This is a genomic window from Profundibacter sp. (genome assembly GCF_056498605.1).
This window is the reverse complement of record NZ_JBSMEZ010000129.1, coordinates 1-19,937: the sequence shown is the minus strand read 5'-3', so window position 1 is coordinate 19,937 and position 19,937 is coordinate 1. Positions and strand designations below refer to the sequence as shown.

The 19,937-nt window shown below is 56.3% G+C and carries 19 protein-coding genes; 9 read left to right on the top strand and 10 right to left on the bottom strand.

The annotated features are described in order from the left end of the window. The first annotated feature begins 283 nt into the window (after window positions 1-283). Window positions 284-430 carry a hypothetical protein gene (locus tag ACWB12_RS13060; protein WP_479530530.1) on the top strand — a complete coding sequence of 49 codons (147 nt, stop codon included), beginning with the start codon at window positions 284-286 and terminating at the stop codon, window positions 428-430. A gap of 210 nt (window positions 431-640) precedes the next feature. Further along, complete coding sequence (locus tag ACWB12_RS13055; protein ID WP_479530529.1) at window positions 641-1,933, top strand: O-acetylhomoserine aminocarboxypropyltransferase/cysteine synthase family protein; 1,293 nt, start codon at window positions 641-643, stop codon at window positions 1,931-1,933. Here ACWB12_RS13055 and ACWB12_RS13050 read toward each other — a convergent pair. Continuing rightward, window positions 1,930-2,625 (bottom strand): SIMPL domain-containing protein, encoded by a 696-nt coding sequence (locus tag ACWB12_RS13050; RefSeq protein WP_479530528.1) that lies wholly within the window; start codon window positions 2,623-2,625, stop codon window positions 1,930-1,932. The genes ACWB12_RS13055 and ACWB12_RS13050 overlap by 4 nt on opposite strands. A gap of 160 nt (window positions 2,626-2,785) precedes the next feature. On the opposite strand from ACWB12_RS13050, the gene ACWB12_RS13045 reads away from it, so the two are divergent. Further along, window positions 2,786-5,302, top strand: coding sequence for a hypothetical protein (locus ACWB12_RS13045; protein WP_479530527.1), 2,517 nt, complete (start codon window positions 2,786-2,788; stop codon window positions 5,300-5,302). A gap of 325 nt (window positions 5,303-5,627) precedes the next feature. Here ACWB12_RS13045 and ACWB12_RS13040 read toward each other — a convergent pair whose 3' ends face one another. Continuing rightward, the gene (locus ACWB12_RS13040; protein ID WP_479530526.1) at window positions 5,628-6,371 is read right to left on the bottom strand and encodes an SDR family oxidoreductase; all 744 of its coding nucleotides are present in this window, start codon (window positions 6,369-6,371) and stop codon (window positions 5,628-5,630) included. 56 nt (window positions 6,372-6,427) lie between these two features. Here ACWB12_RS13040 and ACWB12_RS13035 point away from each other — a divergent pair, with 56 nt between their 5' ends. Continuing rightward, window positions 6,428-6,958: a winged helix-turn-helix transcriptional regulator gene (locus ACWB12_RS13035; protein ID WP_479530525.1), complete on the top strand. Its 531-nt coding sequence runs from the start codon at window positions 6,428-6,430 to the stop codon at window positions 6,956-6,958. Here the strand turns inward: ACWB12_RS13035 and hppD are convergent. After that, window positions 6,894-7,988: a 4-hydroxyphenylpyruvate dioxygenase gene (gene hppD, locus ACWB12_RS13030; protein ID WP_479530524.1), complete on the bottom strand. Its 1,095-nt coding sequence runs from the start codon at window positions 7,986-7,988 to the stop codon at window positions 6,894-6,896. The two genes, ACWB12_RS13035 and hppD, sit on opposite strands and share 65 nt — an antisense overlap. A gap of 135 nt (window positions 7,989-8,123) precedes the next feature. On the opposite strand from hppD, the gene ACWB12_RS13025 reads away from it, so the two are divergent. Continuing rightward, window positions 8,124-8,582 (top strand): Lrp/AsnC family transcriptional regulator, encoded by a 459-nt coding sequence (locus ACWB12_RS13025; RefSeq protein ID WP_479530523.1) that lies wholly within the window; start codon window positions 8,124-8,126, stop codon window positions 8,580-8,582. 44 nt (window positions 8,583-8,626) lie between these two features. Here ACWB12_RS13025 and cobT read toward each other — a convergent pair whose 3' ends face one another. Then, on the bottom strand, window positions 8,627-9,637 hold the full coding sequence (gene cobT, locus ACWB12_RS13020; protein WP_479530522.1) for a nicotinate-nucleotide--dimethylbenzimidazole phosphoribosyltransferase: 1,011 nt from the start codon (window positions 9,635-9,637) through the stop codon (window positions 8,627-8,629). Window positions 9,638-9,717: 80 nt separating this feature from the next. Here cobT and cobS point away from each other — a divergent pair, with 80 nt between their 5' ends. Continuing rightward, window positions 9,718-10,476 carry an adenosylcobinamide-GDP ribazoletransferase gene (gene cobS / locus ACWB12_RS13015; protein WP_479530521.1) on the top strand — a complete coding sequence of 253 codons (759 nt, stop codon included), beginning with the start codon at window positions 9,718-9,720 and terminating at the stop codon, window positions 10,474-10,476. Between the two features lie 89 nt (window positions 10,477-10,565). Here the strand turns inward: cobS and ACWB12_RS13010 are convergent, their stop codons facing one another. The 5 genes from ACWB12_RS13010 to ACWB12_RS12990 form a co-directional block, all read right to left on the bottom strand. Then, the gene (locus ACWB12_RS13010) at window positions 10,566-11,084 is read right to left on the bottom strand and encodes a CarD family transcriptional regulator (RefSeq protein ID WP_479530520.1); all 519 of its coding nucleotides are present in this window, start codon (window positions 11,082-11,084) and stop codon (window positions 10,566-10,568) included. A 262-nt stretch (window positions 11,085-11,346) separates the two neighbouring features. Continuing rightward, a complete protein-coding gene (fdxA, locus tag ACWB12_RS13005) occupies window positions 11,347-11,688 on the bottom strand; it encodes a ferredoxin FdxA (RefSeq protein ID WP_479530519.1) in 342 nt (113 codons plus the stop codon). Between the two features lie 52 nt (window positions 11,689-11,740). Further along, window positions 11,741-12,112 carry an RNA-binding S4 domain-containing protein gene (locus ACWB12_RS13000; protein WP_479530518.1) on the bottom strand — a complete coding sequence of 124 codons (372 nt, stop codon included), beginning with the start codon at window positions 12,110-12,112 and terminating at the stop codon, window positions 11,741-11,743. 95 nt (window positions 12,113-12,207) lie between these two features. Beyond that, window positions 12,208-14,940, bottom strand: coding sequence for a helicase-related protein (locus ACWB12_RS12995; protein WP_479530517.1), 2,733 nt, complete (start codon window positions 14,938-14,940; stop codon window positions 12,208-12,210). A 20-nt stretch (window positions 14,941-14,960) separates the two neighbouring features. After that, window positions 14,961-15,452 (bottom strand): tetratricopeptide repeat protein, encoded by a 492-nt coding sequence (locus ACWB12_RS12990; RefSeq protein WP_479530516.1) that lies wholly within the window; start codon window positions 15,450-15,452, stop codon window positions 14,961-14,963. A 131-nt stretch (window positions 15,453-15,583) separates the two neighbouring features. Between ACWB12_RS12990 and ACWB12_RS12985 the strand changes: the two genes are divergently transcribed. Beyond that, window positions 15,584-15,871 (top strand): SCP2 sterol-binding domain-containing protein, encoded by a 288-nt coding sequence (locus ACWB12_RS12985; RefSeq protein WP_479530515.1) that lies wholly within the window; start codon window positions 15,584-15,586, stop codon window positions 15,869-15,871. Between the two features lie 3 nt (window positions 15,872-15,874). Beyond that, window positions 15,875-16,807: an alpha/beta fold hydrolase gene (locus ACWB12_RS12980; protein ID WP_479530514.1), complete on the top strand. Its 933-nt coding sequence runs from the start codon at window positions 15,875-15,877 to the stop codon at window positions 16,805-16,807. Here the strand turns inward: ACWB12_RS12980 and ACWB12_RS12975 are convergent. Next, window positions 16,804-17,631: a fumarylacetoacetate hydrolase family protein gene (locus tag ACWB12_RS12975; protein ID WP_479530513.1), complete on the bottom strand. Its 828-nt coding sequence runs from the start codon at window positions 17,629-17,631 to the stop codon at window positions 16,804-16,806. The genes ACWB12_RS12980 and ACWB12_RS12975 overlap by 4 nt on opposite strands. 131 nt (window positions 17,632-17,762) lie before the next feature. On the opposite strand from ACWB12_RS12975, the gene ACWB12_RS12970 reads away from it, so the two are divergent. After that, window positions 17,763-19,580, top strand: coding sequence for a M3 family oligoendopeptidase (locus ACWB12_RS12970; RefSeq protein WP_479530512.1), 1,818 nt, complete (start codon window positions 17,763-17,765; stop codon window positions 19,578-19,580). Window positions 19,581-19,937: the final 357 nt, after the last annotated feature.

The following is a 19,937-nucleotide window of genomic DNA, read 5'->3' as shown; positions in this document are numbered from 1 at the left end:
TGCCCAACATGGAAAAGAAAATCCGCAACCGCATTAAACGCGAAGGGTTCTGGATGCGCTAGGAATGCGCGGATACTCCTTAAGGAATTCAGTAAGAATCTTCGCTGTTGCGGCCTGAATATTGAGGCATATCAACGACAAATCCACCCAGAAATGCGAGACTCACGATTGAGAGAACCAGCGAGATTTGGTTCTTGGTGATCGAGGGGTCACCCTCTTGATCTAGGAAGGGGACTTGGGGCGAAAACTCCAACTCTCGGAATCAGAGAAAAGGAGAAAGATTATGAAAGCTCTTAGCAAAAGGCTCACAGCGATTGTAACAGTTTTTGCCATTCTTGTTTTGGCCAATTGTAGTTTGGCTGAAAATCAAGTTACAAAAATCCCTTACCCGACAGAAAGCCATGGTGATGGAGGTGGTCATCACCACTAACAAACGCACGTAAAATTTTCCTCCCCCGTCTAGATCATTGTTCTGAAATGGCAGACGGGGGAGGATATTATTTGCCGGGTTTCTCAAAATTGGAAGGTTACTAGCTGGTTTGTTTACCCCGAGGAATATCGGTTCTTTTCCGACGTCCAGTGTTGTCTGCCCCCAAGCCTTCGCTTAGGCTGCGTTGTACATTTCATAAGGACGCGTTTGATGACCGATACCCCCACCTACGGCTTTGATACCTTGCAAATTCATGCAGGCGCACGCCCTGATCCAGCCACAGGCGCGCGGCAAACCCCGATTTACCAGACCACGGCCTATGTGTTTCGCGATACAGATCACGCGGCCGCGCTGTTTAACGTGCAAGAGGTCGGATATATCTATTCACGGCTGACCAACCCGACGGTTGCCGTGCTGCAAGAACGCATTGCCACGCTTGAGGGCGGTGCCGGTTCTGTGTGCTGCTCGTCTGGTCACGCGGCGCAAATCATGGCGCTGTTTCCGCTGATGTCGCCGGGGATGAACATCGTTGCCTCGACCCGCGCCTATGGCGGCACCATCACCCAGTTCAGCCAAACCATCAAACGCTTCGGCTGGTCCGCAACCTTTGTTGATTTTGATGACGAAGCTGCCGTGAAGGCCGCGATTGATGAAAACACCCGCGCCATATTTTGCGAGAGCATCGCCAATCCGGGCGGCTATATCACCGATCTGGATGCGATTGCCGCGATTGCCAATGCCGCGCAAATCCCGCTGATTGTTGATAACACCACCGCCACGCCCTACCTGTGTCAGCCGTTCCAACACGGGGCGGCGCTGGTGGTGCATTCGACCACCAAATACCTGACCGGCAATGGCACTGTCACGGGCGGCTGTGTGGTGGATAGCGGCACATTTGACTGGTCGGCGACGGATAAGTTTCCATCCCTGTCGCAACCCGAGCCCGCCTATCACGGGCTGAAATTCCACGAAACATTCGGCCCGCTGGCCTTTACCCTGCACGGCATCGCCATTGGCCTGCGTGATCTGGGGATGACGATGAACCCGCAGGCGGCGCATTACACATTGATGGGGATTGAAACCCTGTCACTGCGTATGGAACGCCATGTCGCCAACGCCAAAAAGATCGCAACATGGCTGGAGACCGATCCGCGTATTGATGCCGTGACCTATGCCGGTCTGCCCTCAAGCCCCTACCAGAAACGCGGCCAGCGGATTTGCCCCAAAGGGGCTGGCGGGTTATTTACTATTGCGGTGAAAGGCGGCTACGAGGCTTGCGTGCGGTTGGTGGAAAACCTGAATATTTTCAGTCACGTCGCCAACCTTGGTGATGCGCGGTCCCTGATCCTGCATCCGGCATCAACCACCCACCGGCAGCTGACAGCCGAGCAACAAGAGGCCGCAGGTGCCGCCGCCAATGTGGTGCGGATTTCGATCGGGATCGAGGATGCCGATGATCTGATCGCCGATCTGGATCAGGCGCTGGCAACCGCGACGGCCTAATCGGCGATTGCAAAAACAATGGTGATGGTGGCCCCCACCGTCATCTCGCCTTGCGCAACAGGCACGGCACGGCTTTGCATCATATCAGCCTCCATTGCCATCATTACAGGGCTTGTGCCACGTGATGCGGCCTCGGAAATTGTCAGCACATCGCCCAGTTTCACACCCGCCGCCGCCGCATATAGCAGCGCCTTGCGACGTGCATCCGCCACCGCATCCTGACGCGCGGCATCTTGCGCTGGCTGCGGTTCCTGCAAACCAAAGCGCAGCCCGTGAAACGTGTTGGCACCGTTCTGCACCACAGCATCCAATACGCCGCCCAGTTTATCCAGATCGCGCACCCGTACGGAAAGCGTATTTGATGCGACAAACCCGATTATTTTAGGCTTGCCTGAACTGCTTGCCTGCCTGTTGTCCCAGCGCGGCGATAGGGATATATTGTTGGTCTGCACATCGCGCTTCTCAATCCCTGCTTCCGCCAACTGTAGCAAAACTCCTTCCAATGAATCCGTGTTCCGATTCATTGCGCTTTTCGCAGTTTTTGCCTCGGTAGAAACCCCCATCGAAACCGTCGCCATATCGGGGATGATTTCAACCGCGCCCTGCCCGACAACCGTAATCCCGCGCGTCACATCTTGGGCATAAACCGGCGTTGCTGCCAGCAAAACCAGTGCAATCATTAACTTTCGCATTGTGTATCCTTTCAGGTTTTCTACATGCTTCAATGATATGACGTGTCTCGCAACCATTTCCTTGGGTGTTTTTCTTTCATTCGGCGAAAACCTGCTGTAATGTGACTTAAGGCGGCAACTTGTCTGCTGACACTCGAACTTTATGTGCTAGATCAACACGATGAAGCCAAATTTTGCCCTAGACCTAAGCCATGAAGGTATTGGCCTGCTCCACCGCGGGGCAGATGGCTGGCATACCGTTGGCGAAGTGTCGCTGGATGATACCGAATTCAACGAAAAACTGGGCTATTTGCGTCAAACTGCTGCTGCGCTGGAAAACGGCGGAGTGACCACCAAGCTGGTGATCCCAAATTCGCAAATCCTGTTCAAAACGGTCGAGGCCAAAGGCCCGTCCGAGGCCGAGCGCGACATCCAGATCCGCGCGGCCCTTGATGGCACCACACCATATGAGGTTGATGATCTGGTTTATGACTGGGCCATGATTGATGGTGCGGATGATGGCACTGTGCGTGTTGCCGCCGTTGCGCGTGAAACCCTGACCGAGGCCGAGGCCTTTGCCAATGAGCACGGCTTTAACCCGCTTTCATTCGTCGCCATTCCCGAAAATGGCCATTTTTCAACGAACGAGCCGTTTTTCGGGGTGAGCAAATCTGCAGGTGCCCTGCTGGATAGCACCCAAACGGTCGAGCGCGACAATGAGCTGATCCGTGTTCTTGGGCCTGTCACCAAACCCGTTGTCCCGCCCAAGGAAGAAACCGCGCCAGAGCCGGAACCGCAAATTGAACCAGAAGCCCCCCCAGAGGAGCCCGTTGTCGCGGACAGTCCTGATTTGGGTTCCGAACCAGAGCCCACCCCAGAACCGGAAGAGGTGAGCGAAAAGCTGCAAACCCCGCCTGCTCCTGTGGAGGATGAACCTGATGAGGCCCCTGCTGATGATCTCCCTGCGGATACCGTAGAAGAGCCAGATTTGGTCGGAATCATATCAGCCGAACTGCCAGAACTGGATGTACCTCCCCCTGATATCCCTGCTCCCGCATTTTCAACGCGGCGCGATAACAGCTCGGTTGCAACCACGGATCGGGCGCTTGACCGGATCGAAAAGATCGAATCCAGACTTGTGATACTGCCCGAAGGCACAACCTCGCTCGCACCAATACTGGGGGGCGTCAGTCGTAAGGTCGTATCCGAGCCCGAACCGGAAACTCCGGTCCCGCCATCAGTTTCCAAACCATCTGTCACCCCTCCGCCACCAGTGACCATCGCACCATCCGAGCCAGCTGCGGCCACAGTTACCAACACTACCGCCATGGCCGGTGCGGGCCCCATGATCGACTCGGGCCCACCACAGCCAGTGCTGCGACAAGACGAAGAACAGTCGATGACCGTGTTTGGGGCGCGCAAAAAACCAAAGCAGCGCGGCAAGCCACGGTATCTGGGCCTGACCCTGATGTTGCTGCTGCTGGCGGTTCTTGCCGCGATTGTGCTGTGGTCCTCGTTTTTCCTGAATGACAAAGGCGCCTTTTGGGGCGGCGGCCAAGGTGAAACACCCGTGGACCCGCCCCAAACCGCGGTTGCCGACTCGACCAATTCTGTCAGTGATGCTCTGGCCGCGCTGACCGTGCCAACAATTACACGCACACCCGAAATACAGCCAGCGCCATTGCCCGAACCTGAACAAATCGCAACACCCACCCCGTTGCCGGTTCTGCCCGTTGCGTTAACACCGCAAGAGGCACTTGCAGCCTATGCCGACAATGGCATCTGGCAACTTGCACCCAAGGCCCCTAACTTGCCTCGGTCAGACGAAATCCAGTCGCTATTTGTGACATCAGTTGATCCGCAAATCACGTCGCACGATATTGTTGCGCTCCCTCCTGTCACCGACGACAGCAACGACATATCGCTGGAAACACAAGCCTCGCCCACAGCACACAACGTCGAATTTGTGCTGGACGAACGCGGATTGGTCATTCCCAGCATTGAGGGTACATTAACCCCCGACGGAGTATTTGTGTTTGCCGGACCACCGCCGGTTAAACCGCGTGCGCGCGGCAACAGGGTGCCGCAGGTGGTGGTCGAGGTAGACACACGGCTGGCCGGTTTCCGCCCCCGTGCCCGCCCGTCCAACCTAGTTCAGCAAAACGAGACCGCGCATGAGACCGAGCAATTGGGCGGATACACCCGTGCCCAATTGGCCACCCTACGCCCAAAACATCGGCCCATTGCACCAAAGGTTATCGAGGAGCGTGACGAAACGCCGACTGAGCAGGCAGTTGTTCTGTCCAGCACTCCGAAGCACCGCCCGCGCAATTTTGCCAGAGTGGTTGCCCGCGCCCAACGTGCCCCCGCAGCATCCGCCAACGCCCCGCGCGAAGTTGCCACCGCTGCCACCGCGGTGCCCCGCAGCCAGACTGTCGCGCCCAGCACGCCCACCCGCGCATCCGTGGCACGTTTGGCCACGACCAAAAATGCGATCAACCTGCACCGCACATCCCTGATCGGGATCTATGGATCACCCAGCAAGCGACGCGCATTGGTGCGCTTGTCCAATGGGCGTTACGTCAAGGTCAAGGTCGGCCAACGTGTGGATGGTGGCAAGGTGGCCGCCATTGGCGAAAGCGAATTGCGTTACGTCAAAGGCGGGCGCACCATTATCCTGCGGATGCCGAAAACCTGACATCTGTCGACCGGATATTGGGCCACGGATATCTCAAATATGTTTCTCGACCTCTGCCAAAAACGCATGCGGGTGATAAATGCTTGGGAGGGTCGCGTGGTATTGCGTCCCTTGCAGAACCAGAAACATGGGATATGACCGGATACTTAGCGCGGCGGCCCGACCAAACGCGACCTTAACCGACGGAGTTTGGTCGGTTGCATCCGCAATAGTCCCAACGTCCAGATCGGGAAAGCCATGGTCCTTGCAAAGTTGCACATAAGTATCCGGCGCATTCAAATCCCTCCCCTGCTAAAAATGAGTTTCCTGCAAAAGATGGGTAAATTCAAGATGCCGCTCGGGGGCACGATCCTGCATTTGAAGAATGGCCAGACTCGGCGGGGCCGAAGCCGTCAGCGGGGCGTCCAAGCCACCCCTCCAGCAGTTCGGCCAACTCCCCACCGGTCAGTGCATCAGGCGTGCCGATTTCATAGCTGTTTCCCGCCAGATCAGGGCGGGTAAGGGCGGCAACCGCGATTTTGGCCTGATCTTTGTGCGAGGTCCACATCACCTTTTGGGTTGCGGCCAATGGCGGGTAATCCAGTATGCCTTCGCTACGCAAGTGCGGCAAGAATAATTCTGGCTTGAGGTTTTCAAGGTAGATCGCTGGTTGCAAAACAATCGTCGGGATATCGCAAGCCAGAAGCGCCGCAACGGCCACCGTGGCCCCATCGGTTGTGATTGCTGAAGGGTAGCGCGACCCAGACGGTGCGCTGGTGGTAAACACCAGCAACGGCAGTGCAACCTCATGCGCGGCTTCGATCAGTGTGCCAAGCCAGTTTTGTGCATCCTCTGGCCCCAGTGGCATAGGTAAATGCACGAAGGCTGCATCTACATCGCGCAGCGCAGCCGTAACCGAGGCAAGGTCTGACAGATCGACAGCTGCCGCCTCTGTATTTGGATGCAGGGCAGCGACTTGCTGCGCATCCCGCGCCACGGCCCGCACCGTCATGCCTTGCGCTATGGCCCACTCAACAACCGGTGCGCCCTGCGTCCCTGTTGCTCCGAATACCGCTACTTTCTGGCTCATTGTGGTTCTCCTTGAGGAGGTAGTTACGATTCGTAACCACATGTAGGAGAGATTAAATGACCGCGAAAGGAGGCACTATTTCTTCTGGTAGGCACCGCGATGTAACCACCACTCCTGACCAAAGGCCATTAACAGCGCAAGACGACAACTGGATGCTGAACGACTATAGCGGTGCCTGTCCAGTGCGCGATGTGCTTGACCGGATTGGTGATAAATGGAGTGTCCTTGTGGTGCTGCGCCTTGGCCATAAATCCGAGCGGTTTCGCGCTTTGATGCGCTCGGTCGAGGGGGTTTCACAGCGGATGCTGACCGTCACCCTGCGTGGGCTTGAACGTGACGGGCTGGTCAATCGGCAGGTGTATGATACGCGGCCCCCAGCAGTTGAATACAGCCTCACACCGGTGGGCCGCTCTCTCTGCTTGACCACATCGCTGCCTTGGCCGACTGGGCGATTGAAAACGAGACCGGGATCAAATCTGCACAGCGCGCGTTTGATAGGTAAACGCTTCGCACTGCGCTGGATTATTCCGCCACCAGTTCCCCGCTTTCAATCTGCTCGCGTTCAATCGATTCAAACAACGCCTTGAAGTTACCTTCACCAAAGCCATCGTCACCTTTACGCTGGATAAACTCAAAAAAGATCGGCCCGATCACGGTTTTGCTGAATATTTGCAGCAGAATGCGGGTTTCGCCGCCATCCAGAACACCCTCGCCATCAATCAGAATGCCGTGCTTCATCATCTTGGCCAAAGGCTCGGTATGATCCACCACACGTTCGTGGCTCATCTCGTAATAGGCCTTGGGGGGGCCAGGCATAAACTCCAACCCCTTATCGGCAATCGCATCAGTTGACGCATAGATATCATCCGTCCCTACTGCGATATGCTGGATGCCTTCGCCGTTATAGCGCTTCAGATAGGCCACGATCTGCCCCTTTTCGCCACGATCCTCGTTCACAGGGATGCGAATACGCCCGCAAGGCGAAGTCAACGCGCGGCTAAACAGGCCCGTATGTTTGCCCTGAATATCAAAGAACCGGATTTCCTTGAAATTGAACAGATCGGCGTAGAATTTGAACCACTTGTCCATATTACCCTTGTGAACATTGTTGGTCAGATGATCGAGGTAATAAAACCCGTCCCCAACCGGATGCGCATTCTCAATCCAGTCGAATTCGTCGTTATAGGGACTGGCGTCAAAATACTGGTCGATGAAGTAAATCAGCGACCCGCCGATGCCCAGAATTGCCGGCACATTCATGGTTTTGTCATTGTCGGTATAGGGCGTTGCCCCCTTCGATACCGCATGATCGAACGCCTTTTGCGCATCCACCACCCGCCACGCCATTGCCGGGGCACAGGGGCCGTGCAGATCGGCAAACCGCATAGAAAATGATCCGGCTTCAGAGTTCAGCAGATAACTGACATCGCCCTGTTTCCACAGCTCCACCGCTTTGCTTTTATGATTGGCGACGTGTTGATAGCCCATTTTGGTAAACAGATCGCGCAGCTGTTGCGGATCCTCATGGGCAAATTCGACAAATTCAAATCCATCGGTTCCGGCGGGGTTTTCTGCGCTGATCACAGATCGCGGGGCGTCATGCGGGAATGGTCCCATGATGTTTCTCCTGTTCGCTTGTTTCCATGCAAGCCTATCAAGATATATCCATAATTTGCGCGCATAATTACTGGACATGCGACTAATATATGCGGCAATATTACGAAATATATGATAATTACGCGGAATAACAGCATGTCTCTTGATAAAACTGACGCCCGTCTTTTGGCTGAACTGCAGAAAAATGCACACCTGACCGCCGCCGAACTTGGCGATATGCTTGCGCTTTCTCCCTCTCAGGCAGGACGTCGGCGTCAACGCCTGGAAATGGACGGCTATATCACCGGTTACGGTGCCAAACTTGACGCGCACCGCCTTGGCCTGACCGTTCAAGGGTTCGTGCAGGTGCAAATGGCAGCGCATGACATCAAGGCGGCAAAATCATTCGCCAGCCTGATTACATTGCGCCCCGAAGTGATCAGCGCCTGGACGCTAACCGGCGAAGCCGATTACCTGTTGCACGTCTATTGCGCCAATCTGGCCGCGCTAAATATCTTTATCCAGGAGGTGCTATTGCCCCACCCTGCTGTTGCCCGCGTGCAAAGCCAAATCGTGATGAACGAGTTAAAGGCCGACGCGCCGTTGCCAACCTGACCCCTTTTCGTTCCATAAATATCCGCGCCGCAGGCATAAAAACTCTAGCCGTCAGCCACCCCAGCCTCGGCGAACGTAGACATGCCCGAATGACAGGCAATTGCGCCCTTCAGCACCCCGATGGCCAACGCCCCACCCGAGCCCTCCCCGAGCCGCATATCCAGCGCCAGCAATGGCTCCTTGCCGATATTCTTCAAAATCATCCCATGCGCCGCCTCTGCCGATACATGGCCCGCAACCGTATGATCCAGCGCCCCTGTCACAGCCATTTCCAATACAGATGCGGCCGCTGAACAGATAAACCCGTCCAAAATCACCGGTATACGCAAAACCCGTGCCCGCGCAATCGCCCCAGCCATCGCCGCCAATTCGCGCCCGCCCAGACAGCGCAAAACCTGCAACGGGTCATCCAGCATATCCGCGTGCCGTGCCAACCCGTCCGCCACAACGCGGGTTTTGACTGCTAGCCCTGCGTCATCCACCCCCGTGCCGCGACCAGTCCAGTCTGCGGCCGCCCCCCCAAACAACGCCGCTGCAATTGCTGCTGCCGATGTGGTATTGCCGATGCCCATCTCGCCCGTCACCAACAGATCAGCCGACGCATCAATCGCGTTCCAACCGGTCATCAAGGCTGCAACCACCTCGGCTTCGAACATCGCTGCCTCAACCGTGAAATCCGCCGTCGGCGTGTCCAGTGACAGCGCATGTACATCCATTTTAGCGCCAAATGCCTTGGCCAGCTGGTTAATCGCCGCCCCGCCATGTTGAAAATTCATCACCATCTGCTCGGTCACTTCGGACGGAAACGCCGAAACGCCCTGCGCACAAACGCCGTGATTACCAGCAAAAATGATGATCTGCGGAGACGTTAGCGCTGGACGCGCATCACCACGCCACCCAGCATACCAGATTGCCAAATCCTCAAGACGGCCCAATGCACCCGGTGGTTTGGTCAGCTGGCCGTTGCGCGCTTCGGCCCCCGCCCGCGCCGCGGCATCCGCCGCAGGCAAGTCGTTCAAAATCGCGCGAAATTCGGCAAGCGTGGTAAAACTCATATCGGTCCCTCGTTGATCTTTCCCTGCCTTATTGGTTTAACGAATGAAGATGCGCAAGATACAATGAAAAGGCCCCCTTAATGTCAAAACCCGACACACCGCTGGTTATGTTTGCCGACATCCCGGCCGCCATCGGTCTGCTAAGCCGTTTACCGGTTCATTCGGACAGCAAACGCGGGGCGGCAGCGGCTTGGGCGTTTCCTGTTGTCGGGTTGATCCTCGGAACAATCGCCGCGGCCATCGGCTGGGTCTCTATGGCATTGGGGTTGTCAGCCAGTATGACGGCGGGCATCACCCTTGTATCGCTGATTATTACTACTGGAGCCATACACGAAGACGGATTGGCTGATACGGTCGACGGTCTGTGGGGGGGGGGGGACAAGGAACGCCGCCTTGAAATCATGAAAGACAGCCACATCGGCGCTTACGGCGTAATTGCGCTGGTGCTCTCGTTGCTCCTGCGATGGACAGCGCTTACGGCATTGGCACAGGCGGGCATGCTCACAACCACCCTGATCGCAGTTGCAACCCTGTCACGCGCACCAATGGTGGTTATGATGGCGCTCATGCCCAATGCACGCGACAGTGGATTGTCAGCCAGTGTCGGGCGAGTTGATATTAAAACCGCATTAATTGCTGTTGGTATCGCTATTTTCGCCGCTATGACACTGCTTGGCTGGTCCGGCATCACGGCAATTGTCGGCGCAATCATCTCTGGTTGCATCGTCACCTTGATCGCGATGCGCAAAATCGGTGGCCAAACCGGAGACATCCTCGGAGCCACGCAGCAAGTATCCGAGATCGCAGCCCTGATAACTCTCTCGACAGCTTTGATTTAAAGCCGCCACCCCAGTTTCTTCTTGCTATAAATACCTGCGCCGCAGGCTAATAGCGCTTGGGGCGCCGCCGGTAGGCGGCGCAACCCGATTTATGCAGCCGCCACAACCCGCGACATCAGAATATCAATGATCCCTTGGCGCGCATTGTCTTCGCCATCGCCAGCCACAGCGGCGAATTCACGGGTCAACCGTTCTAACGCGGCTTCATACAGCTGGCGTTCCGAATAGCTCTGCTCGCGCTGATCGTCGGTGCGGTGCAGATCGCGCACCACTTCGGCTATCGCGATCAAATCACCCGAATTGATCTTTTGCTCGTATTCTTGCGCACGGCGCGACCACATGGCCCGCTTTACCTTGGCCCTGCCCTTCAGGGTCTTGTTCGCATGTGCCACCACATCGGGCGACGACAAGGACCGCATCCCGACCTCGATTGCCTTGTCTGTAGGCACCCGCAGGGTCATCTTGTCTTTTTCAAACGCGATCACAAACAGTTCCAGCTTGAACCCTGCAACCTCTTGTTCCTCAACCGATACCACTTTGCCCACACCGTGGGACGGATACACAACAAATTCGTTTGGACGAAAATCCAGCTTCTTCGACTTACTCATTCAGGCCACTTTCTTGCTTGGCACCCTGAACGCCAAGCGGCATCCATTAGGTGATAAGAAACCACCCGTCAGGCAATCAGCACTGAGGGTGGTGACAGGTTTCAGTATTCATTTCACAGCCGAACATAGCAGAAATTACGTCCCACTAAAAGCGCAGCGGTGCAAAAGATGCGGATTTGCGTTGTTTTGCAGGCCGAAACGGCAGAATTTTGTGGATAAATACACCGGAATCCGGCGCTAAATCCACAGGCAGCGCGAATCGCTACTCGTTGCCTTCTCCGGGTTTCTCCGAGAAGTATTTTTCCAGCTTACCTTCTTCGCCATCGCGCTCTTCGGCATCGGGCAACTGGTCCCGCTTCTCGATGATCACAGGCCACAATTCGGAATATTTGCGGTTGAATTCAACCCATTTATCCGTGTCAGGTTCGGTATCGGGCCGGATCGCATCAGCAGGGCATTCCGGCTCGCACACACCACAGTCGATACATTCGTCCGGATGGATGACGAGCATATTCTCACCCTCGTAGAAACAGTCCACGGGGCAGACTTCGACACAGTCGGTGTATTTGCAGGCGATGCATTTGTCGTTAACGATGTAGGTCATATGGGCACTCTAGAATTTCGCTATCCGCGTCTAGCTATTCTGTTGTAGCGGATCAATCAAGGTATGAGCCACGCAAAAGACGTGCTGTGCGGCGATCTTTCTTGGTCGGGCGACCTTTTCGTTCGATCTGCGCGGCGGGCTCGTGTTTTTCTTCGGGTGGCGTCAGGTCATCATAAAGTGCCTGTGCCTCGGGGGCCGGACCGCGTCGCACCCCGATCGCTTCAATCCGGATCACCCTGATCCGGCGGGCTTGGGGAAAGGTTAAGGTATCCCCTGCCCCGACCATCACGCTGGCTTTGGCTATCCGGTTGCCGTTCACCCGCACATGCCCGCCCGTGACCAGTTTTGCTGCCAGCCCGCGAGTTTTGAAAAATCGTGCGTGCCAGAGCCATTTATCGACGCGCCCTTTATCAGCTGTTTGCATTTACCCCCCCAAAAAGAGCATCAGAATTCACCCGATCTTGGGGGGGATTCTGTTTCTATTCAATGCAAAATGCGGTGTGGCTCGTCGACCATAGGCTAACCTTTGTCCTTTAGCCCCATCAGCGCGGCAGCAAAGGGATTATCTGGGTCGATCTTCTTTTCTTTTTTCGGTGGTCGCGCCTGATAGGATTTGGCCCCGTCACGCTGCGGGCGTTTGCCCTGTGGTTTACCGCGCGGCTTGCCCTGTGGCTTACCTTGCGACTTGCGATCCCCGCCACCTTTGCGCACGTTGACCCAAGTGAAGGTATAAAACACCTCCTGCTCGGGTGGCTCGTCGGTTTTTGGCTCGGATTCAGGTGCTGACGCTTCGGTCTCGGCGGGTTTGGCTTCATCAGCTTTCGCGTCCCCGGCTTTGGCCTCTTCAGCCTTCACGTCTTCAACCGGCGCGGCTTTCACCTTCACCCGTTCGCCCTTCTCGCCCTTATAACCCAGCCCCTGCATCAAATCGGCAAACTGTTCCAGCGTCATGCCGGTGATCGACAGCATATCGGGTTTGGCCTCAAACCCGCTGCGGCTGTTTTCGGTGCGCAGCATATCGGCCAGACGTTCCAGCATATCAATGCGAATCGCGCGGCTGCCAGCGGCACGATAGCCCGACATGGTATCCCATCCGTCAGGCGCATCTTTTTCGGTCGGGATTGTCACCAGACCGGGGGGGGGACTTTCGGGAAATTCATCCAGTTTGCCTGCCAGCGACCACAGCACCAGACGCAAGCGCGTGGCGGCGGGTTTTAGCAGCAGCGGCATGAAAATGGTGAACTGGCCAAAACGGATACCGTGTTTGCGCAGGGTGGCGCGGGCGTCCTGATCCAGATCCTTGACCTCGGCTGCAACAGCCGTCCGTGGCACCACGCCAAACCCTTCAACCATGCGGAACGCGAACCCGCGCGCCATTGGCGTCAGGGTTTCATCCTTGGACAGCGCCAACAACGGTTCAAACAGGGTGGCGACCTTGCGATCAATAAAATGCTGCAAACGGCGCTGCACTTTGGTCATCACGTCCACGCCAGCCTCGTCATCAACGAATGCCACGACTTGGGGTTTCAGCGCATCATCGCCAGCCACCAGTTTGCCAACCGCATGCGCGCCCCACATCAAGCCACCTTGTTCGGTGAAATCAATCTCGGTATCGGGCGAGTTGTAAAACCGGTCCGCCAGCAGATGGAACTGCGGCACCAGCGCCGCAACGCTTGCCGCCCGCAGCGTCTTGGCTTCGTCCGCGTTTGCAGTTTTGTCCTGCGTAAAGCGGAACCCTTCCAGACGGCCAATGAGTTCACCCTCAACCGTCACTTCACCTTTGTCGTTCACGTCGGCCACGAGGCCCTCCTTCTGCTTCAACCGGCGCAGCAAAACGGATGTGCGCCGATCAACAAATCTTTGGGTCAGCCGCGCATGCAGCGCGTCTGATAGGCGGTCTTCTACAGCGCGAGTCGCCTCGCGCCAATGGGTTTCGTCATCAACCCAGCCCTTTCGCTGGGCGATATAGGTCCATGTGCGGATAAATGCCAACCGTTTGGACAGCGCATCAATGTCGCCATCAGGCCGGTCCACCCGTTTGATCTGTCGCGCCAGCCAGTCGTCGGGAATGCGGTTATACTGTTGTAAGTAAACGAAAACTTGTTCCAGAAGGGCGGCGTGTTCGGCATGACTGATACCGCGAAAATCAGGCACGCGGCAGACATCCCACAGCCGTTTCACGTCTTGTGGGCCGCCCAGATGTGCGGTGATTTCATCACGCGATGACAGGGTTTTGAGCGCCATCAGGTCGTCCGCCTCGCGCACACGGGTTAACCATTCGTCATCCGTGGGGGATTCGAGCGATGAAATCAGCCGTGCGGCATTACCAAATTCCAACTCTGTATTGCGCCATTGCAGCTTCTTAATGGGCGCAAACCGGTGGTTGGTGATAGCGTCGACCACGCCGTCCTCCAGCAAAGGGGCCTCGCCCGTCACCCCGAAACTGCCGTGTTGCATATACCGACCCGCACGGCCCGCGATCTGGGCCAGCTCATTAGGTTGCAAATGGCGCATCCGACGACCGTCAAATTTGGAAAGCGCCGAAAACGCGACATGGTTTATGTCAAGGTTCAGCCCCATTCCAATCGCATCGGTGGCCACCAGATAGTCCACCTCGCCGTTTTGATACATTTCGACCTGCGCATTGCGGGTGCGCGGGGAAAGGGCCCCCATCACCACCGCCGCCCCGCCCTTTTGGCGGCGCAGCAGTTCGGCAATGGCATACACATTATCAACTGAAAACCCGACAATAGCGCTGCGTCCGGGCATCCTGCTTATCTTTTTCGAACCTGCATAGACCAATTCACTTAACCGGTCGCGCCGGATGAATTGCGCCTTTGGCACCAGTTCGGCAATCGCACTGCGCATGGTGTCAGCACCCAGAAACAGGGTTTCCTGCCCGCCGCGGGCATGCAGCAGACGGTCGGTGAACACATGACCCCGTTCGGGGTCAGCGCACAGCTGAATTTCGTCAATCGCCAGAAAATCCGCGCCCAACCCCTCGGGCATCGCCTCGACGGTGCAGACCCAGTATTTGGCGCGCGGCGGCACCAGACGCTCCTCGCCGGTGACCAGCGCCACCACGTTTGCCCCGCGCAGGGCGACGATCTTGTCGTAAACCTCGCGCGCCAGCAAGCGCAGTGGCAGACCAATGATGCCGGTGCGGTGCCCCAGCATCCGTTCAATCGCATAATGGGTTTTGCCGGTGTTTGTCGGCCCCAAAACGGCTGTGATCCGTTGTTCGCTATACATTATACCTTGCCGCCCAGCGCCTAAAGCGCCACACCTTCAAGCCGTGACACAGCATCCAGCACGTCCTGATCATTCGGGACCAGTTCCAGAACCCCGCGATAGGTTTCAAGCGCCAGATCGGGCGTCTCCATCGCCTCTTGTATAACAGCCAGCCCCGTCATAGCCTCGAAATGGCGCGGATTTAGCGACAGTGCTGTGCGGATGTCGGCCAATGCGGGGCCGAAATAGCCCGCCTCGAAATAGGCAGCGGCGCGGGCATTATAGCCTTCGGCAAAATCCGGCGCATGATCCACAAGGGCGCTAAGATGGTCAATTGCCGCTTGGGCATCGCCATCCGCCAACGCATCTTCACCACGTTTCAACAGCAAATCCATCGAGGCCGAGCCCGAATCCGACCAGATCGTCATAATCTTGGCCGCGATTCTGTCCGATTCATCGGCCGGAACCGTCTGTAATTCGGCGAACAGGTCGTCGATATTCACCTCTTGGGCGGCCAGAGGTAGGGAAAACATGATTGTTACCGCAAATGCCGCAACGATATGTTTGTGAATAGGGTTGAATATGCTCATAACAGGATCAAGTTTAACGCATGCGTCGGGAATTATAAGCCCCTGATGTTCACAGTTTGAAAAAAGGAAGCCCGATGAGCGATGTAATTGAGAAAGCCGTAACCGCCCTGAACGAGAAAATCGAAGGCGGGTTTGACGGATTGGCCAAGTTTGTGATTGGCGACGAGGGCGCGATAATGATCGACAATGACGGGGCGCGGGCCGGTGACGAAGATGCCGATGTGACGCTAACGGCTGACGCGGATGTGTTTCAAGCAATCCTTGAGGGCGACACCAACCCGACAGCGGCATTTATGACCGGCAAGCTGAAGGTGGACGGCGATATGGGCATGGCGATGAAGCTGGCCTCGACACTGGCGTAAATCGTGGAAAGCGCACCCCTATATGATGATGTGGCCAAAGCGCCAAAAGGCGGGGCTGCCTATTGGCTGACCTGCAAGGACGGGGTGCGCATTCGTATCGGGGTGTGGGACAAGGGCGTGAACGGCACTGTCCTGCTGTTCCCCGGGCGCACCGAATATGTCGAGAAATACGGCCAGTCCGCCGGTGATTTGCAAGCCCGCGGCTATGCCACCATTACCATAGATTGGCGTGGTCAGGGTTTGGCGGATCGCCTACTGGATGATCCTGCCACGGGCCATGTGATGCATTTCACCAATTATCAGTATGATGTTCAGGCGATGGTCGATGCCGCGCGGGAACTGGGGATGCCAGAGCCGTTTTACCTGCTGTCCCATTCGATGGGGGGCTGCATTGCCCTGCGATCCCTGATTGAAGGGTTGGATGTGAAGGCCGCCGTGTTCAGCGCTCCGATGTGGGGTATTCTGATGGCGGCGCCGATACGCCCCTTGGCCCGCGGCATTGCCTGGGCCAGCCGCAGCATAGGGCTGGGCCATAAATACGCACCCGGCACCAATGCCGACAGCTATGTGGTGACAGCACCGTTTGCCGGTAACCTGCTGACCACCGACCCTGATATGTATGCCTATATGCAGGATCAGGCCGCAGCGCATCCGCAATTGCCGCTGGGTGGGCCCAGCATGCACTGGCTGTTCGAGGCGCTGACCGAAACCCGTGATTTGCAGGCGATGGATATGCCGCAAATCCCGACGGTCACCTATCTTGGCACCAATGAGCGGATCATTGATTCAAACGCGGTTATCAAGCTGATGGAGCAATGGCCGGATGGGCGTCTGGAAATGGTGGAAGGAGCCGAGCACGAGGTGCTGATGGAGACGCCCGCGACCCGCAAACATGTTTATGACGACATAACAGCGCTGTTTGGCCAACATCGCTAATCTGCGTGAACCACTTGCCTTTGCCCACCCAGTTTTTCAATTGCCAGTTCCACCACATCACCCGCCCGCAAGAACCGCTGTGGTTTCATCCCCACCCCAACGCCAGCTGGCGTGCCTGTTGAAATGATATCACCCGGATGCAGGGTCATAATCTGGCTAAGGTAGGAAATCACCTTGGCCACCGGAAATATCATATCCGAGGTATTGCCCGCCTGCATCACATCGCCGTTCACCGACAGCGTCAGCGCCAGATTTTGTACATCGCCCACCTCGTCCGGCGTCACCAGCCACGGCCCTAACGGCGCGAAGGTGTCGCAGCTTTTGCCCTTGGTCCATTGCCCACCTTGCTCCAGCTGCATTGCGCGCTCGGACACTTCATTCACCACCAGATACCCCGCCACATGGGACAATGCATCGGCTTCATCAACGTATTTCGCCGCGGTGCCAATGACGATGCCCAGTTCGGCCTCCCAATCGGTTTTTTTCGATCCACGCGGCATTACAATCGGGTCATTCGGGCCGGTGATTGCGCTGGTTGCTTTCAGGAACACCACAGGTTCCGCCGGTATATCCATATTCATTTCTGCCGCATGGCCATAATAATTCAACCCGATACAAACCAGCTTGCCAACATTTGAAACGGGCGGACCAAACCGCACCTCGCCCACAACCAGTGGCAGCGTTTCAGGCACCACATCGCCAAGCCGCCCCAGCGTCCCGCCGGACAGATCATCAATAACGCCGGATAAATCACGTAGATTTCCCGCCTGATCCAGAACTCCGGGTTTTTCCGCCCCGCTATCGCCATACCGCACAAATTTCATCTCGATACCTCCAATTAATTCCGGTACAACAAATGCCGAACACAATATCAGGTCAACCCCTTGCACCTGACCACCCCGCGCCCTTATGTGGTTGGAACCAGCAATCAAGAGGTTTTTCCATGCAATTTTCTATGCCCACCCCTGTTTTTGATGCCGCCAGCAGTGCCAGTGGCACTGACGATTTCGGCAATTTGCCCGAATGGGATTTAAGCGACCTGTATACCAGTGTTGATGCGCCGGAATTTGCCAATGATATGGAATGGCTGGAAACGGCCTGCGCCGATTTCGCCGCCAAATACGAGGGCAAGCTGGCCGATCTGGATGCGGGCGGATTGCTGGAGTGCGTGCAAGCCTACGAGGCGATCAGCACCACGGGCGGGCGCCTGATGTCATTTGCGGGTCTGCGCTATTACCAGAACACCACCGATGCGGATCGGGCGCAATTCATGCAGAACGCGCAGGAAAAGGTCACGGTATTCACCGCCCCTTTGGTGTTTTACACGCTGGAAATCAACCGTCTGGAGGATGCAGCACTTGACGGGATGCTAGACAGCAACGCTGACCTTGCCCGTTACAAACCGATCTTTGAACAACTGCGCGCGATGAAGCCCTATCAGTTATCGGACGAACTGGAGAAGTTCCTGCATGACCAGTCCAGCGTTGGCGCGTCCGCGTGGAACAAGCTTTTCGATGAAACCATCGCGGGGCTGATGTTCACTGTCGATGGTGAAGAAATGGGCATGGAGGCCACTCTGAACCTGTTGACCGAGCAGGACCGCGACAAACGCGAGGCCGCCGCCAAAGCATTGTCCAAAGTGTTTGGCGAGAACATCAAGCTGTTTTCACGGGTGCACAATACGCTGGCCAAAGAAAAGGCGATCGAGGATCAATGGCGCAATATGCCGACCCCGCAGACCGGACGGCACCTGTCAAACCATGTGGAGCCCGAAGTGGTCGAGGCGCTGCGCAACGCTGTTGTGGCCGCCTACCCGAAACTGTCGCATCGCTATTATGCGTTAAAAGCCAAATGGTTAGGGCTGGAAACCATGGAAGTGTGGGACCGCAACGCGCCCCTGCCGATGGAGAGCACCAAGACCGTGGACTGGGCAGACGCCGAGAAAATGGTGATGGACGCCTACGCCGCGTTTGACCCGCGCATGGCCGAGATTGCAGCGCCGTTTTTCACCGATGGCTGGATTGATGCGGGTGTGAAACCGGGCAAGGCACCGGGTGCATTCGCGCACCCAACCGTCACCACGGTGCACCCTTACGTGATGCTGAATTACCTCGGCAAACCGCGCGATGTGATGACATTGGCGCATGAATTGGGCCACGGTGTGCATCAGGTTTTGGCGGCAAAGCAGGGCGAACTCTTGTCCTCGACTCCGTTAACACTGGCCGAAACGGCATCGGTGTTCGGCGAAATGCTGACTTTCCGCAAACTGCTGGAAGGGGCCAAAACCAAAGAGGAGCGCCGTGTGCTTCTGGCCGGCAAGGTCGAGGACATGATCAACACTGTGGTGCGCCAAATCGCGTTCTACGACTTTGAATGCAAGCTGCATGCCGCCCGCGCCGAGGGCGAGCTGACACCGGATGACATCAACGCGCTGTGGATGTCGGTGCAGGCGGAATCGCTTGGCCCTGTGTTCAACTTTATGGAGGGGTACGAGACCTTCTGGTCCTACGTGCCGCATTTCGTGCATTCGCCGTTCTACGTCTACGCCTATGCGTTCGGCGATGGTCTCGTGAACGCGCTCTATGCGGTTTACGAGGAAGGCGACGAGGGGTTTCAGGAGAAGTATTTTGATATGCTGAAGGCGGGTGGCTCAAAACACCACAAAGAACTGCTGGCCCCGTTCGGGCTGGATGCGTCTGATCCGAAGTTCTGGGACAAGGGTTTGAGCATGATTTCGGGGATGATTGACGAGTTGGAAGCGATGGAAGGGTGATATGGCACGCCGCATGTCAGCGGTCTGAGCATCGGAATACACTAGACGGTATTTTTAAATCTGCCATTATTACAGTTCTAGAAATGGGGTAAGTTTTGAAAATTAGTTACATCACTGACGGGGGCTTCAATAAATCAGGTGGCTTTGTTGAAAACAAAGATCAAGGATCGGATAAGAGCACGATTTATGAGCGTCAGGGCTATCTAGGCGTTAGTATCAAATGCCGAGATTTATTAGGGCCTGTTGACGTTTAGGGATTCCCATTCTGTTTAAGTTCTGATTCAATGTTGCAAACAAAAGGAGAGCAGCTTTGATACGAACGGTTTTAACAGATAATCAATGGACTTTGATTGCCCC